Raw genomic sequence first — 14646 nt, 5'->3', positions numbered from 1 at the left:
AGGCATGTTGCCGTCACTCTTCGCGCAGCGCGCGACCGGGGCATTCGATGAACATCAAACAAAAACTCACGTCGCTTTTCGCGGTAACCGCCTGCCTTCCGGTGATCCTGGTGGCAGGCGTGGTCATCATGAACGTTCGCAGCCAGGCTGCCGGCGACTTCCTCGACGGCAGCGGGCGCGAAATCCGTCAGATCGATCGCAACATCCAGCAGTTCTTTGCCGGCATCCAGCAGAACGTCGACTACCTGGCCAAGGAGCCGAACGTCATCGCTCTGGATGGCTTGAAGAACTACCAGGGCGCCGATGCTGCCCAGCAGCCGCAGACCGAAACCGGCCAGCAGGCGCTGAGCTATTTCACCCGCTTCGCCAAGACCCACCCCACCACCGCCTACCTGTCGGTTGGCCTGGCCGATGGCGGCTACATCAGCTGGCCGGACGACGCCAAGCTGGCCAACTACGATCCGCGCGTGCGCCCCTGGTACCAGACCGCCATGGCCAATCAGGGCAAGGTGGTCCGTACCCCGGCCTACTACTGGGCCCAGGACGATGTGGCCCTGATGGGCATCGTCCGGACCATGGAAGACGCCACCGGCAAGGTGCGTGGCGTGGTCGGCCTGGACATCTCGCTGAAGCAGCTCACCGACCTGGTCAAGAGCATCACCCTCGGCCAGAGCGGCTACCTGATGCTGGTGGAAGACAACGGCAACGTGCTGGTCGACCCCCGCGATCCCAAGCACAACTTCAAGCAGCTCAAGGAACTGGGTGACGCCTACCAGACGCTCAGCGGCATCCAGAACGGGCTGGGCGAGGTCAATCTCAATGGCACCGACTACATGGTCAACGTCTACCCCGCCAAGGAGCTGGGCTGGAAATTCATCGGCCTGATCGAGCGCAACGAGGTGATGGGCAAGGCCACCACCCTGACCTGGCAGATCGCCGGCATCACCGCCGTGCTGGCGCTCTTGTTCGCCGTACTCGGTGCGGCCTTCGCTGGCATGATCGTGCGGCCGATCCGCGGCGTCTCCGCGGGCCTCGAATCCATCGCCCAGGGCGAAGGCGATCTGACCAAGAGCCTGAACGTCCAGGGCAAGGATGAAACCGCCACCCTGGCCGGCTGGTTCAATCAGTTCCTCGCCAGCATCCGCCAGCTGGTGCAGCGCATCGGCCAGGCTTCCAATGACCTGCAACAGGCCTCGCAGGCGACCACCCAGGCCGCTGCCAGCATGAACGACGTGGCTGGCCGCCAACGCGAAGCCGTGGAAATGGTCTCCACCGCCTTCAACGAGATGGTCGCTACTTCCAACGAAGTGGCGCGCTCCTGCAGCCACGCCGCGGCCTCCGCCGATGCCGGCCACCACAGGGTGCAAGAGGGCTACGGCCAGATCGAAAAAGCTACCAGCAACGTCAACCAGCTCAGCGGTAGCCTCACCCAGTCGGCTCAGGCCATGGCGGTGCTGGAGCAGGACAGCCACAACATCAACACCATTCTCGACACCATCCGCGGTATCGCCGAGCAGACCAACCTGCTGGCGCTCAACGCCGCCATCGAAGCGGCCCGCGCCGGTGAGCAAGGCCGCGGCTTCGCCGTGGTGGCCGACGAGGTCCGGGCCCTGGCCAAGCGTACCGCCGATTCCACCGGCGAGATCGACGGCCTGCTCGGCAACCTGGCGCGCAAGACCCAGGAGGTCACCCGCCAGATCGAGACCAGCCTGGAGCTGTCGCAGACCAGCGTGACGTCCATCAGCGAGGCACGTGGCAGCTTCGAAGGCATCCGCCAGTCGGTGGACGAGATCCGCGACCAGGCCCTGCAGATCGCGGCGGCCGCCGAGGAGCAGCATCAGGTGGCCGAGGACATCAACCGCCACATCGCCCAGATCCAGGACGACGCCCAACAGGTGGAAGGCCTGGCCCAGTCCACCACCCGCGACTCCTCGCGCCTGTCGCAGCTGTCGGGTGAGCTGGATGGCCTGGTAAGACGCTTCAAGGCCTGATGACTGGTTGAGATAGCGAAAGCCCCGCCGGTAACCCCGGCGGGGCTTTTTGTTGGGCGGCGTTGGGGAGTCCGGGTCGCGTGGATAAGGCTGCGCCGTTATCCACACTACGAAGTCGGCTCTTCACCCTGAATGTCCGCGCTGCACCGTATGGCTTTTTTTCCGTGTAGTACGGCAGATGCAAGAGAGGGCCGTAGCGTGGAAAACGGCGCAGCCTTTTCCACTCCTGGCATCAGGTGAGCCTTTGTTGGGCTTCGCTGTGCTCAGCCCAACCTACCGGGCTGATCGCGCTGCCTGACACGAAAGGTCTAGGGTTTTTTTGTTGGGTAGCGTTGGAGGGCTGGGTCGCGTGGATAAGGCTGCGCCGTTATCCACACTACGAGGTCGGCTCTTCACGCTGAATGTCCCCGCCGCACCGTATGGCTCTCTTTCCCGCTTAGGACGGCAGGTGCAAGAGAGGGCCGTAGCGTGGAAAACGGCGCAGCCTTTGCCACTCCTGGCATCAGGTGAGCCCTTGTTGGGCTTCGCTGCGCTCAGCGCCAACCTACGACCGTGCACTCCGTAGGTTGGGCTGAGACGGCTCTATCGTCGAAGCCCAACAGAACCCTGCACCCGAACTACGGCTTGTCCGGCAGCATCTTGCCGCCTTTGGCTTCGGCGCGTTGGCAGCCCGGCAGCTGGCGCAGGCCCTCGAAATAGGTCTTGAACACCGGATAGTCGTCCAGCACCCCCGCCATGGCGACCATGGCGCCCAGGTAGGAAAGCTGGATGTCGGCCAGGGTCAGGCGGTCGTCGACGATATAAGTCTTGCCGCGCAGGTGGTCGCTCAAATAGCCAAGCACCCTGTCCAGCTCCGGCTTGCCGCGAGGTTCGAGCACACCAACGTCGCCCCGCTTGCCAAAGATCAGGATCAGCACCGGCGGCCAGGCCGAGGCTTCGACGAAGTCCAGCCATTCCTCGTGATGGGCCCAGGTGGCGGTGCCTGGCTCCGGCGCGAAGCGCCCCTGGCCATAGCGCTGGTTGAGATAACGCAGGATCGCCGAGGACTCGGACAGTTGCAGCTCGCCATCTTCCAGCACCGGCGACTTGCCCAGCGGGTGAACGCGCTTGAGTGCCTCAGGTGCCTGGAAAGTCTCGGTACGCGGATAGCGGACCAGCTCATAGGGCAGGCCCAGTTCTTCGAGCAGCCAGAGCACGCGGTGCGAACGGGAATAATCGAGGTGATGCAGCTTGATCATGGGATCTCCTAGGATGTCAGGCGCCAGAAGGCGAGCCCTGGTCACGGTCGCCGCGCAGGCTGCTGTGGGCCCCCTGGCAGATCTCGCGCAGACCGGACTTCAGACCTTCTTCGAGGGTGGGGTGGTAGAAGGGCATGTCGAGCAGCGAACTGGCGGTCTCGCCATGGATCAGCGCCAGTACCAGCAGGTGGCCGATATGGTCCATGCCCGGCCCGACCATGGCCGCGCCAGTGAGCTTGCCGGTACCCGGCTCGGCATAGAAACGAGCGACGCCCTGGTTGCGCGCCTCGGCCCGGGCACGGCCCTGATCCTGATAGGAAGAGGTGCCAATCAGACTGCCCGCGTCTGGCGGGCTGCCCAGCACGGCCACCGGCGGATCGGTGAAGATCAGCGAAAACAGCGGCGAGCGTGGCGTGGGTCGAACCTCGGGATAACAGGCGGCGTTGTGCCCGGCGATGGCGCCCTCGTCGGACGCTTCATGGAGGATGGGGCGGTCGTGGTCGGCATCGCCGGCGATGAAGATCGACGAGGAGCCGCATTGCAGGGTCTGGGGGTCGTAGACCGGAGTGCCATGGTCGTCCAGCTCGATGCCGGTGGTTTCCAGGCCCAGGCCCTTCAGGCGCGGCGGTCGCCCGGCCGCCACCAGCACGTAATCGAAATCGCCCTCGCCGCTCGTGGCGCCGGACCAGGACAGCCGGACGCCCTCGCCTTCACGCCGGGCATCCACCTCGACATTCAGGTACAGGGTCAGATCCTGCTCCAGGATCTTGCGCAGCTCGGCCTTGACCTCGGTGTCCTGGAGCGCACCCAGGCCATCATCCTGACCGAACAGGGTGACGGCCACGCCCAGGCGGGCCATGGCCTGGGCCAGTTCCAGGCCTACAGGACCGGTGCCTATCACCGCCAGCGAACGGGGCAGGTCGGGCAGCTCGAAGATCGTTTCGTTGGTCAGGGCGCGGTCGCCCAAGGCGTCGAAGGGCGCGGGCACCAGCGGATAGGAGCCCGTGGCGATGATGATACTTTTGGCCTGAATAGTTTTACCATTATTCAGTTGAAGTCGATCTGGCGCGATGAAGCGGGCGGTGGCGCGCTGAGCCACACCCTCGGGTAATTTCTCGAAACCCTGCTTGGTCGCCGCAACGAAGTGATCGCGTTCGCGGCGCACCCGCGCCATGACGGCGGCGCCATCGACGTGGACATCGCCCACCTCGATGCCAAAGGTCGCGGCGCGCTGGACGGCATGATGGGCCTCCCCCGCGATGATCAGCAGCTTAGACGGCATGCAACCCACCGAGGCACAGGTGGTGCCGGCCCAGTGGTCGTCGATCAGCAGGGTGCGGGCACCCTGGCGCCGGGCGGCGCGTTCGGCGGCGAGGCCAGCGGTCCCGGCACCGATCACGGCGACGTCGCAATAAAGATCCGGGGAAGTCGAACGCTGTGCGGGGTCACTCATCACATCACCTGACGTTGCGAAGGGTTAACCCGACTCACGCCAGGCTCTAGTTAGGGACCCCAAGCGCAGCGTTGAGGTTGCATCTCCAACTCGTGACCCACTTCGACAAAAAACCGACAATTCTTGTCAGGAGCGTCAATTTTCATGCCATTCGTCACCTTATACTGGCGAACTGGAACCATTGAGGCGTCTCATCCTCAATTAGCCAACTTATATGGACGCAGGCATTCACATGGAACGTGACATCAGCAAGATCCCGCTCATCAACGATTGGTCCTACCTGATCGCTCTGGAAACCGGCCTGTTCACCCGTGGTGAACTCAGCGGCGTGGTGCTCAAGGCACTCAATGACCAGGCCCGCCTGCTCTCCCGTCGCTATCTGGTGCAGAAGTCCAAGCTGGATGTGCGCAAGCTGACGCCTGCCGAGACCGAGATCCTCGATACCCTAAGCGAGACCGCCGCCAATCTGCGTCGCCGTCACCGCCTGCCGCACAACATCGTCAAGAGCCTCCGCGCCGGTGGCCTGATCGCCGCCGTCGAGCGCAGCGTCTGCGCCTCGGGCATCCTGCAGTGCCATAACGGCTTCTATGAAGACGGCCTGGAGCCTGGTGCCTTCGAGCGTATCGTCATGCGTCATCCCCAGGAATTCGGCGACCACGCCCGCCAGAGCGCCGCGCTCTATTTCGCCCAGGAACATCCGCAGGAAGACCTGCAAGACCAGCCGCTGCAGGCCAGCGCCTGATGCGCGTGACGTGCGCAGGGAAAGGGGCGGCCGGGAGGCCCCAGTCCCCTTTCGCCTGCGCGCGTCACCCGTCCCTGCTCGTCCCCGCGGTAGTGCTTTTCCGGAGTCCTGGCGCATGACGCCCGCTTTCGCCCCGCTCAGCCCCCCATAGCTCCTGCCCTCGCTGGCCGGCCGGACGATCCTGTGGATCGCGCTGGCTGCCGCCCCTTCGTTGCCGGTAGATCCGGCAGCGGCCTTTGCCTGCGTCCGTCTCGCTGACGGGCGTTCCTGCCAATGCCGTCCGCGTCACCGCCTGCCTGGCGTTCGTCCAGGGTGGTGGCCGCGGCATGGGCCACGGCTGCGAGGAGCAGACATGACCACCGCTCACGTCCCCCATGGACGCAACAACTTCGATTTCCTGAGATTCGCCGCGGCCTCCACCGTGGTGATCGGCCACGGCTTCTGGCTCTCGGGGCACATCGGCGCCGAACCCATCCTCAACTTCACCGGCTTCACCGACGCGGCCAACATCGCCGTCTATGTGTTCTTCGTGATCAGCGGCTTTTTGATCACGGCCTCCTTCCAGCGCAGTCGCAATCCGCTGGACTTTCTCGCCAAGCGCGCCCTGCGGATCTTTCCGGCCCTGATCGTTTCGGTACTCTTCTCCGTACTGGTGGTGGGCTGGCTCGCCACCAGTCGCGAGACCGGCGCATATTTCAGCGACCGTCAGACCCTGGGCTTCTTCAAGAACATCTTCCTGATGACGCGCTTCGAACTGCCCGGCGTCTTTACCGGCAATCCCTATCCCGACACGGTGAACGGCAGCTACTGGACCTTGCCCTACGAGGTGTTCATGTACCTGTCGCTGCTGATCATCGGGGTGCTGGGGCTGCTGACCCGCTCGGTGGTCATGGCCACCCTGGTGGTGCTGGTGCTTGGCAACTTCCTGCTGCTGCCGCAGATGGGCGTCGCCAGCTTCGTGCTGCACAAGGTGTTCAGCCTGGGCATGTTCTTTTTCGCCGGCGCCTTGCTGCAGCTGGCGGGGCCGCGCATCCCCTGGCGGCTGGATCTGGCCCTGGCGCTGTGCCTGCTGTCGCTATCGGCCATCGTCTGGAAGATCGCGCCGGTGATCCACCTGGTGTCGCTGTCCTACGTGATCATCTACCTGGCCCAGGTGCAGGTGCCGGTGCTGCATGGCTTTGGCCGCTTCGGCGACTATTCCTACGGCCTCTACCTGTTCAACTTCCCGGTCCAGCAGCTGCTCATGCACTGGTTTCCCGACAGCTTCTCGCTGGGTGGCTTCCTGGTGGTGAGCTATGTGCTCACCCTGGGCATCGCGATACTGTCGTGGCACCTGATCGAGGCGCCCGCGCTCAAGTTCAAGCCGCGGCGCAAGGTTCCGACCGCCCCCGTGGCACCGGCCTGATGCCGGCGGCCGGTCGACTCAGCCGAGTCGGCCGGCCAGGGCGAAACCGGCCAGGGTCAGCAGCAACGACCCCAGCACATGGATGGTGATGGTCAGTGCCGCCCAGCCCAGGCGACCGCTCTGCAGCAACGTCACCACCTCTGCGGAAAAGGTCGAGAAGGTGGTGAAACCGCCGCAAAAGCCGGTCACCAGGAGCAGCTTCCACTGCACATCCACTTCCGGATAGCGGGCGAACAGCCCCAGCGCCAGACCTATGACGAAGCCGCCAACCAGGTTCACCAGCAGCGTGCCCATCGGCAGCAGCGGGAACAGCGCATTCAGCCGCAGACCGACCCACCAGCGGCAGGCGCTCCCCAGGGCACCGCCGAACATCACCGCGAACAGCGCATAGGGCATCTCGAACTCCTCTTAACGACGACGGGCAGCCAGGAGCAGCACGGCGACGCCGGCCAGGGCTGACAGCAGCGAGCCCAGCAGCACACCGATCTTGACCTCGTCGACCAGGAAGGGCGCGCCGGGAAAGGCCAGGGCGCCGATGAACAGGCTCATGGTAAAGCCAATCCCGCAAAGCAGGGCCACACCATAGAGCTGCATCCAGTTGGCGCCTTCCGGCAGGCGCGCCAGGCCACTGCGGATGGCCAGCATCGCCATCAGCGAGATGCCGACCTGCTTGCCGAGGAACAGCCCCAAGGCGACACCCAGCGGGACCGGGTCCAGCAGATTGCCAGGAGAAATGCCGGCCAGGGAGACCCCGGCATTGGCGAAACCGAACACGGGCACGATGAGGAAGGCCACCCAGGGATGCAGCGTGGTCTCCAGCTTGAGCAGCGGCGAGGCGTCGTCGGCCTCGGTATCACCCAGGGGAATGAACAGCGCCAGGATCACTCCGGCCAGGGTCGCATGGATACCCGAGCGCAGCATGCAGAACCACAGCAGCGCCCCGACCAGCAGATAGGGCAGCAAGGCGGTGACCTTGAGGCGGTTGAGCACGAACAGCACCGCCACCAGCCCAGCCGCGGCCAGCAGCATGCTGGTGGAGAGATCGCTGGTATAGAACAGGGCGATGATCAGCACGGCGCCGAGGTCGTCGAGGATCGCCAGGGCCGAAAGGAAGACCTTGAGCGATACCGGGACCCGCGAACCCAGCAGCGACAGCACGCCGAGGGCGAAGGCGATGTCGGTAGCGGCGGGAATCGCCCAGCCCGACAGGGTCTGGGGATCGTGGCGATTGACCAGGACATAGAGCAGCGCCGGCACCAGCATGCCGCCCAGGGCCGCGAGGCCCGGCAGGGCGCGATCACCCCAACTGGAGAGTTGGCCGACCGCCATCTCGCGCTTGATCTCCAGGCCGACCAGCAGAAAGAAGATGGCCATCAGGCCGTCGTTGATCCAGTGACCGAGCGACAGACCACCGATGTACCAGTGCAGGCTGGCGAAGTAGCCTTCGGCCAGCGGTGAGTTGGCGACGATGATGGCGATGGCCGCGGCGATCATCAGCACCACGCCACTGGCCGCTTCGGCGGCGACGAAGCGATTGAGATAGGCCAGGGCCTTGGCAGGGGAAACCGGGGTTGGCATGGGCAGCAGCACTCCGCGCGGCGGCCCGACCTGCGCTCTGTTCAACCTGTCCTACCGCGCTATTGCGGCGACACCCAGCCCTCGATGTTACTACGGCCTCCCCGCCCGTCGCAGCAGAAAATGCCAGCCCGCCCACTCACTCGCAGGGCCACGCCCGATCTGTTCCGGTCTTGCCAGTGACTTGCGCACGGAGGACCATCACTCCCCCGTTCTGCCCAGCAGCTGCCTTTCGCATGTCCCAGGAACCCGTCACGCCCCCCTCCTCCAGCCCCCTTACCCGCCTCGGCCAGGGCCTGCGTGCCTTCTGGCCGGCCCCCTTGCCCATCGACGCCCGCGAGCGGCTGCGTGCCAGCCTGGGTGCCGGGATCGGCATCCTGCTCGCCGCCCTGCTGGCGGCCTGGTGGCTGGAGGGCCAGCCGGTGCATCAGCACGGTGCCCTGGCGCTGGCGCTGGTGGCCCCGCTGGGCGCCAGTGCGGTGCTGGTGTTCGCCCTGCCTTCCAGCCCCCTGGCGCAACCCTGGTCGGTGGTGGGCGGCAACACCCTGTCGGCGCTGATCGGCATCGCCTGCGCGCTGTGGATTCCCGAAGCCAACCTGGCCGCCGCCGCAGCGGTCGCCCTGGCCATCGCCGCCATGTTCACCCTGCGCTGCCTGCATCCCCCGGGCGGCGCCTCGGCACTGCTGATGGTGCTCATCGGCGCCCAGGATTTCAGCTATGCCTGGAGTCCGGTGGCGGTGGATTCACTGCTGCTGGTCGCCGCCGGCTTGATCTACAACAACCTGACCCGCCGCCCCTGGCCCCATGTGCCGCGCCCCGCCGAACCAGGCGGCGAGACCCTTCTGCAGCGGGCCGACCTGGATGCCGTGCTGGCGCGCTACAACCAGGTGCTGGACATCAGCCGCGACGACCTGGCCGAACTGCTCGAACAGGTGGAAGCCCTGGCCTACCAGCGCAAGATGGGCGAGTTGCGCTGCGCCGACGTCATGAGCCAGGAGCCGGTGACGGCCCGCGCCGAGATGCCGCTGCAGGAAGCCTGGGCACTGATGCGCGCCCGCCGCATCAAGGCGCTGCCCGTGATCGATCGCCAGGGCTACCTGCTGGGTATCGTCACCGTGGCCGACTTCATGCGGCAGATCGACCTGGACGTTCATGAAGGCCTCGGCTGGCGCCTGCGCACCCTGGTCCGGCCGAAGGCACGCCAGGACGACCATACCGTCGGCCACATCATGACCCGCACCGTGCGGGTGGCCAGCGCCGATCGCCTGCTGATCGACCTGGTGCCGGTGTTTTCCGAGAATGGCCACCGCCACATCCCCATCATCGACGGCTCGCGCCGCCTGGTGGGCATCATCACCCAGTCGGATCTGATCCGGGCGCTGTACCAGGCGGTGCGCGTCTAGGGCTCAGACCTGGAAGCGGTTCACCAGGCCCTGCAGATCCACCGCCAGCCGTGACAATTCCTGGCTGGCGGCACTGGTCTGGTGGGCACCGTCGGCGGACTGGGTGGAAAGATCGCGAATGTTGACCAGGTTGCGATCCACCTCGCGGGCCACCTGGGCCTGCTCCTCGGCCGCGCTGGCAATCACCAGGTTGCGCTCGTACATCTCGCCAATGCGGGTATTGATCTCTTCCAGCGCCACCCCGGCGGTTTCTGCCAGGGCGCGCGTGGCCTGGGCGCGTTCACTGCTGCTGTGCATGGAGCCCAGGGCCTGACTGGCACCGCTGCGCATGCCCGAGACCATCTGCTCGATCTCGTGGGTGGACTGCTGGGTGCGGCTGGCCAGGGCACGCACCTCGTCGGCCACCACGGCGAAACCACGCCCGGCCTCGCCCGCCCGCGCCGCCTCGATGGCGGCATTGAGCGCCAGCAGGTTTGTCTGCTCGGCAATGGCGCGAATGACGTCGAGCACCTTGCCGATGTCCTGGGACTGCTCGGCCAGGCGCTGGACCACCGTCCCGGTGGCCGCCACCTCGTCGGACAACGCCTCGATGGCGCCCAGGGTCTCGGCGACGCGGGTCTGGCCCTGCTGCGCCGCCTGGCTGGAGGCACGCGAGGCCTCGGAGGTGGAGACGGCGTTGCGCGCCACCTCGTCCACCGCGGTGCTCATCTCGGTGACGGCGGTGGCAGCCTGTTCAATCTCGTCGTTCTGGCGCTGCAAGCCCTGTCCGGCGGCTTCGGTGACCGCATTGAGTTCTTCGGCGGCGGTGGCCAGCTGGGTGGAAGAGCCGGCGATGCGCGAGAGGGTCTCGCGCAGCTGCCCCTGCATCTGCTGCAAGGCGCGCTGCAACTCGCTCACTTCGTCGCGCCCCTGCACCGCCAGGGTCTGGGTCAGGTCACCTTGGGCGACCCGGCGGGCGGCCAGTAGCGCTTCACGCAACGGTCCGACGATGCTGCGGGTCAGGAGCCAAGCCATGAGCACCGTGGCCAGGGCGGCCAGGGCGATCACCGCGATGACGATCAGCCGCGACGCCTCGTAGCGGTCCGCGGAGACCTTTCCATCCCGCTCGATGCCTTCGGCATAGAAGTCGCCCAGCTCGCCGAGCTGCTTGCCGGTGCCGTCGACCACCGGCTTCATGTCCACCAGGGTCAGCTTGTTGAGCGCGGCCGTGTCACCCTGGCGCGCCAGGGCGAAGGAAGAGGTCATGCCCTGCTGATAGGTGGCGAAGTCACGCTTGAACAGGTCCCAGCGCTGGTGCTCCTCGGGGGTGTCGACGAAGGCCTCATAGGCCTTGATGCCCTCCATGAGCACCTTGTTGCGCGCCTCGTACTGGCCGACATAGGTGTCGATATTGCGCGGATCCGGGTCCAGCGCCAGGCGCAGGGAGATGGTACGCACCCGCAGCATGTTTTCGCGGATGGCATCCACCGCACGGATGCTCGGCACCCAGTCGCGCTCCACCAGCACCTGACGTTCGCGGATGCCGGCCATCTGTGCCAGGGAAAACAAGCCGAGAAAGGCAACCATCAGGGCGATCAGGCCGAAGCCCAAGGCCGCGCGGGGCGCGATGTTGCAGTTGCGTAACAGCATGGAAATCTCCGTGGCCGCTGGCCCTGTTGTTGTCTGACAACGTATATCGGCCAGGACACCCTGCTCTTTAGCGCAGCGGTTGCAGCGAACCTCGCCGCGTTTTCGCCGTCTCACAGGCACTGTCGCCCATTCCGGGCGACCTGCCAGGAATGTACGGATGAAAACCGGTCCCTCTCGCGCCTCCCCGTTCTCCGCGCCCCGTGCGCTGCTCGCCAGCCTGGTCCTGGGTGGCGGTCTGCTGCTCGCAGGCTGCGCCGGCAATCCGCCGACCGAGCAGATGGCCGTGACCCAGTCCGCCGTCGACGAAGCCGTGAGCAGCGGCGGCAACCAGTTCGCCCCGGTCGAGACCAAGTCCGCCCAGGACAAGTGGACCCAGGCCCAGGCGGCACTGTCCAACGAGAAATACGACGACGCCAAGCGCCTGGCCGAACAAGCCGAGTGGGACGCCCGCCTGGCGACCCGCAAGACCCAGGCCGCCAAGGCCGGTGCGGCACTCCAGGATGCGCAAAACAGCATCCAGCAGATTCGTGAGGAAGGTCAGATCAACCTCCAGCTGCAACAGAATCTCCAGAAAAAGGTGCAGCAGTAAGGCTGCCCCGCTCTCTTGAAGGACGAAACCCATGCGTAAACGTTTTCTGCTTCCGGTACTGTCGGCGCTGACCCTTACCCTGGCCGCCTGCGCCACCCCGCCCAACCCCAACCTGGAAAAGGCGCGCAACGACTATGCCGCCCTGGAATCCCAGCCGCAGGCCACCCAGCTGGCGGCTCTGGAAACCAAGGACGCCGGCACCTGGCTGGCCAAGACCGACAAGGCCTACAAGGACGGTGAGAACGAACGTACCGTCGACCAGCTGGCCTACCTGACCCAGCAACGCATCCAGACCGCCATGCAGACCATCAAGCTGCGCATGGCCGAGGCCGAGCTGAAGAAGGTCGACGCCCAGCGCGGCGAAACCCGCCTGAACACCCGCACCGAGCAGCTGCAGCAACTGCAGAAGGCCATCAAGTAAGGCCGACGGGTGCAGGACCCTTACGGGAATCCTGCACCCCCTACCGTGGTCCTCTACAGACCCGCGAGCCCTCTGCTCGCCATCGCTCTGGAGGATCTCACCTGATGCACGCCATACGCCTACGCAAACCCGGCGGTCTGGACCAGCTGGAACGCTGTGAACTGCCCGATCCCGGTCAGCCCGGAGCCGGCGAGATCCGTGTGCGGATCAAGGCCAGCTCGCTGAATTTCCATGACCTGGGCGTGGTGCTGGGCAAGATGCCCGCTGCCGACGGTCGCATTCCCATGTCCGATGGCGCCGGTGTCGTCGAGGCGGTGGGCGCCGACGTCAGTGAGTTCGCCGTGGGCGATCACGTGGTCTCGACCTTCTTTCCGCACTGGCTGGACGGCGAGCCGCCCATCGACGACTTTTCCACCACCCCCGGCGATGGCGTCGACGGCTTCGCCTGCGAGGTAGTGGTGCGACCGGCCACCGCCTTCACCCGAGCGCCCAAGGGCTACAGCCATGCCGAGGCGGCGACCTTGACCACTGCCGGTCTCACTGCCTGGCGCGCCCTGGTGGTGGACGGCAATCTCAAGGCCGGTGACAGCGTGCTGGTGATGGGTACCGGCGGCGTCTCCATCTTCGCCCTGCAGATCGCCAAGGCCATGGGCGCCACGGTGATCGCGACCTCCTCCTCGGACGAAAAGCTGCAGCGCGCCTATGCCCTGGGTGCCGATCACCTGATCAACTATCGCAGCGAACCCGAGTGGGGCGCCAAGGTCCAGGCCATCACCGGCGGACGCGGCGTCGACATCGTGGTGGAAGTCGGCGGTCCTGCAACCCTGGCGCAATCCATCCAGGCCGCGCGCATCCATGGTCACCTGGCGCTGATCGGCGTGTTGACCGGCGTCGAGGGGCAGGTGCCCACCGCCAACCTGATGCGCCGTCACCAGCGACTGCAAGGCCTGATCGTCGGCAGCCGCCGTCACCAGCAGGACATGATCCGCGCGCTGGAAAGCACCGCAATCAAGCCGGTCATCGATCGCAGCTACCCGCTGGAGGAGATCGCCCAGGCCTTCGCCTTCCAGAAGGATGGCAGCCATTTCGGCAAGATCGTTCTGGAGTTCTAAAAATCGTCAGACGAATGCAGGGCGTAAGGTGAAACAGCTCTGCTAGACTTCCGGAACCGCCGCATCGCGTGTTCCGGAAGTCCCGATGACCCTGCCCTCCTCCCCGCCCTACGTCGTCGTCATCGAAGACAACGGGATGCTCGCCGAACTGCTGGGCAGCCATCTCGAAGAACGACTGCAGTGGGCCTGCACGCGCTTCGACAATGCCGACGATGCCCTGGTGCATCTACTGCAGCAGCAGGACGCTCCTGCCCTGGTGATCACCGATCACCTGATGCCCGGTCAATTGCGCGGCGGCGAACTGGCGCAGATGCTGTTGCAGCGCTGGCCCGAATTGCCGATGGTGATCACGTCCGGCTATGGCTACGAAATCACCACGGCGTTGCCACCCCAGGTGATCTTCCTGCAGAAGCCCTGGACGCTGGATGAAGTGGATTCGGCGGTACGCCTCGCACGAGCGCGTCAGGCGGTCGGTTAGACGCCCAACTGGCCGCAGGCCTTCAGCAACTGGTCGATGGTCCAGGGCTTGGGCAGGAACAGCGCCCGGTCTTCACGTTCGGCATATTGCTGGCCGGTATACCCGGAGGACACCAGGATGGGCAACTGCGGAAACCGTTGGCGGACCTGTTTGGCCAGGGCGAGCCCGTCCAGCTGACCGGGCATGCGCACGTCGGTGAACAGCAGATCAGGTGGCAGCGGGTCGGCTTCGAACCAGCACCAGGCGGCATCGGCGGTGTCGAACGACTGGACGGCATAACCTTCCATTTCGAACACCTCCGTCGCCAGCGATCGCAGTACGGGATCGTCTTCGACGACCAGCACAGTGGTAACGGCTGCGGAAGAAACTACATCGGTCATGGCAACGCTACTTCATTAGTACGACTAATTAGACCGAATTTACTCGAATTGGATCACAACACTCGGATAGGCGGCTGGTCGCTTTCCGCTAGCACTTGTCTGATGCCCGCGCGACGACTTAATTCCCAGTCGCTCGAAAAAAGAGTCAGTGAATCCCTGGCCGTCCTCGGACTCTTTAACTCTAAGGCTCTCGCTGGACGCTGTTGGCGTCCTCCCTCTGCTGCTAACGC

The 14646-nt window shown here is 65.4% G+C and carries 13 protein-coding genes and 2 pseudogenes; 9 read left to right on the top strand and 6 right to left on the bottom strand.

Features of this window, described 5'->3' with window-relative positions:
• Positions 1-47: 47 nt before the first annotated feature.
• Together ACUCV0_RS19885 and ACUCV0_RS19880 are read left to right on the top strand one after the other, a co-directional pair.
• Positions 48-1136, top strand: a pseudogene (locus ACUCV0_RS19885) (cache domain-containing protein); the annotation flags it as partial.
• A gap of 87 nt (positions 1137-1223) precedes the next feature.
• Positions 1224-1991, top strand: a complete 768-nt coding sequence (locus ACUCV0_RS19880) for a methyl-accepting chemotaxis protein (protein WP_482213511.1) — start codon at positions 1224-1226, stop codon at positions 1989-1991.
• Between the two features lie 617 nt (positions 1992-2608).
• On the opposite strand, the gene ACUCV0_RS19875 is transcribed toward ACUCV0_RS19880, so the two are convergent.
• Both ACUCV0_RS19875 and ACUCV0_RS19870 read right to left on the bottom strand, forming a co-directional pair.
• Positions 2609-3229 carry a glutathione S-transferase family protein gene (locus tag ACUCV0_RS19875; protein WP_482213467.1) on the bottom strand — a complete coding sequence of 207 codons (621 nt, stop codon included), beginning with the start codon at positions 3227-3229 and terminating at the stop codon, positions 2609-2611.
• 16 nt (positions 3230-3245) lie between these two features.
• Positions 3246-4682: a dihydrolipoyl dehydrogenase gene (locus ACUCV0_RS19870; RefSeq protein ID WP_482213466.1), complete on the bottom strand. Its 1437-nt coding sequence runs from the start codon at positions 4680-4682 to the stop codon at positions 3246-3248.
• A gap of 232 nt (positions 4683-4914) precedes the next feature.
• Here ACUCV0_RS19870 and ACUCV0_RS19865 point away from each other — a divergent pair, with 232 nt between their 5' ends.
• Both ACUCV0_RS19865 and ACUCV0_RS19860 read left to right on the top strand, forming a co-directional pair.
• A complete protein-coding gene (locus tag ACUCV0_RS19865; RefSeq protein WP_271653032.1) occupies positions 4915-5424 on the top strand; it encodes a hypothetical protein in 510 nt (169 codons plus the stop codon).
• Positions 5425-5776: 352 nt separating this feature from the next.
• On the top strand, positions 5777-6829 hold the full coding sequence (locus tag ACUCV0_RS19860) for an acyltransferase family protein (protein WP_482213465.1): 1053 nt from the start codon (positions 5777-5779) through the stop codon (positions 6827-6829).
• Between the two features lie 18 nt (positions 6830-6847).
• Here ACUCV0_RS19860 and crcB read toward each other — a convergent pair whose 3' ends face one another.
• Together crcB and nhaA are read right to left on the bottom strand one after the other, a co-directional pair.
• Positions 6848-7225 (bottom strand): fluoride efflux transporter CrcB, encoded by a 378-nt coding sequence (crcB, locus tag ACUCV0_RS19855; RefSeq protein ID WP_059316196.1) that lies wholly within the window; start codon positions 7223-7225, stop codon positions 6848-6850.
• 12 nt (positions 7226-7237) lie between these two features.
• Positions 7238-8407: a Na+/H+ antiporter NhaA gene (nhaA, locus tag ACUCV0_RS19850; protein ID WP_482213464.1), complete on the bottom strand. Its 1170-nt coding sequence runs from the start codon at positions 8405-8407 to the stop codon at positions 7238-7240.
• A gap of 233 nt (positions 8408-8640) precedes the next feature.
• Here nhaA and ACUCV0_RS19845 point away from each other — a divergent pair, with 233 nt between their 5' ends.
• Positions 8641-9807, top strand: coding sequence for an HPP family protein (locus ACUCV0_RS19845; protein ID WP_059316197.1), 1167 nt, complete (start codon positions 8641-8643; stop codon positions 9805-9807).
• 3 nt (positions 9808-9810) lie between these two features.
• Here the strand turns inward: ACUCV0_RS19845 and ACUCV0_RS19840 are convergent, their stop codons facing one another.
• The gene (locus ACUCV0_RS19840; protein ID WP_059316198.1) at positions 9811-11436 is read right to left on the bottom strand and encodes a methyl-accepting chemotaxis protein; all 1626 of its coding nucleotides are present in this window, start codon (positions 11434-11436) and stop codon (positions 9811-9813) included.
• Positions 11437-11593: 157 nt separating this feature from the next.
• Here ACUCV0_RS19840 and ACUCV0_RS19835 point away from each other — a divergent pair, with 157 nt between their 5' ends.
• From ACUCV0_RS19835 to ACUCV0_RS19820, 4 genes and pseudogenes are all read left to right on the top strand, one after another.
• Entirely contained in the window at positions 11594-12025 is a 432-nt protein-coding gene (locus tag ACUCV0_RS19835; protein WP_271653036.1) for a DUF4398 domain-containing protein, read from the top strand.
• Positions 12026-12056: 31 nt separating this feature from the next.
• Positions 12057-12440: pseudogene (locus tag ACUCV0_RS19830) on the top strand (DUF4398 domain-containing protein); the annotation flags it as partial.
• A 110-nt stretch (positions 12441-12550) separates the two neighbouring features.
• Complete coding sequence (locus ACUCV0_RS19825) at positions 12551-13558, top strand: zinc-dependent alcohol dehydrogenase family protein (RefSeq protein ID WP_059316201.1); 1008 nt, start codon at positions 12551-12553, stop codon at positions 13556-13558.
• Positions 13559-13643: 85 nt separating this feature from the next.
• A complete protein-coding gene (locus ACUCV0_RS19820; protein ID WP_454253718.1) occupies positions 13644-14036 on the top strand; it encodes a response regulator in 393 nt (130 codons plus the stop codon).
• On the opposite strand, the gene ACUCV0_RS19815 is transcribed toward ACUCV0_RS19820, so the two are convergent.
• Positions 14033-14416 carry a response regulator gene (locus ACUCV0_RS19815; RefSeq protein WP_059316203.1) on the bottom strand — a complete coding sequence of 128 codons (384 nt, stop codon included), beginning with the start codon at positions 14414-14416 and terminating at the stop codon, positions 14033-14035. The two genes, ACUCV0_RS19820 and ACUCV0_RS19815, sit on opposite strands and share 4 nt — an antisense overlap.
• Positions 14417-14646 lie beyond the last annotated feature (230 nt).

Source organism: Pseudomonas sp. VMV1, from assembly GCF_056790235.1.
This window is presented reverse-complemented; position numbering and strand designations above follow the sequence as displayed.

What these genes read in the sequence shown, in the direction of transcription:
- ACUCV0_RS19880 (WP_482213511.1), top strand. Translation starts at nt 1,224, where the DNA reads ATGAACGACGTGGCTGGCCGCCAACGCGAAGCCGTGGAAATGGTCTCC.
- ACUCV0_RS19875 (WP_482213467.1), bottom strand. Translation starts at nt 3,229, where the DNA reads ATGATCAAGCTGCATCACCTCGATTATTCCCGTTCGCACCGCGTGCTC.
- ACUCV0_RS19870 (WP_482213466.1), bottom strand. Translation starts at nt 4,682, where the DNA reads ATGAGTGACCCCGCACAGCGTTCGACTTCCCCGGATCTTTATTGCGAC.
- ACUCV0_RS19865 (WP_271653032.1), top strand. Translation starts at nt 4,915, where the DNA reads ATGGAACGTGACATCAGCAAGATCCCGCTCATCAACGATTGGTCCTAC.
- ACUCV0_RS19860 (WP_482213465.1), top strand. Translation starts at nt 5,777, where the DNA reads ATGACCACCGCTCACGTCCCCCATGGACGCAACAACTTCGATTTCCTG.
- crcB (WP_059316196.1), bottom strand. Translation starts at nt 7,225, where the DNA reads ATGCCCTATGCGCTGTTCGCGGTGATGTTCGGCGGTGCCCTGGGGAGC.
- nhaA (WP_482213464.1), bottom strand. Translation starts at nt 8,407, where the DNA reads ATGCCAACCCCGGTTTCCCCTGCCAAGGCCCTGGCCTATCTCAATCGC.
- ACUCV0_RS19845 (WP_059316197.1), top strand. Translation starts at nt 8,641, where the DNA reads ATGTCCCAGGAACCCGTCACGCCCCCCTCCTCCAGCCCCCTTACCCGC.
- ACUCV0_RS19840 (WP_059316198.1), bottom strand. Translation starts at nt 11,436, where the DNA reads ATGCTGTTACGCAACTGCAACATCGCGCCCCGCGCGGCCTTGGGCTTC.
- ACUCV0_RS19835 (WP_271653036.1), top strand. Translation starts at nt 11,594, where the DNA reads ATGAAAACCGGTCCCTCTCGCGCCTCCCCGTTCTCCGCGCCCCGTGCG.
- ACUCV0_RS19825 (WP_059316201.1), top strand. Translation starts at nt 12,551, where the DNA reads ATGCACGCCATACGCCTACGCAAACCCGGCGGTCTGGACCAGCTGGAA.
- ACUCV0_RS19820 (WP_454253718.1), top strand. Translation starts at nt 13,644, where the DNA reads ATGACCCTGCCCTCCTCCCCGCCCTACGTCGTCGTCATCGAAGACAAC.
- ACUCV0_RS19815 (WP_059316203.1), bottom strand. Translation starts at nt 14,416, where the DNA reads ATGACCGATGTAGTTTCTTCCGCAGCCGTTACCACTGTGCTGGTCGTC.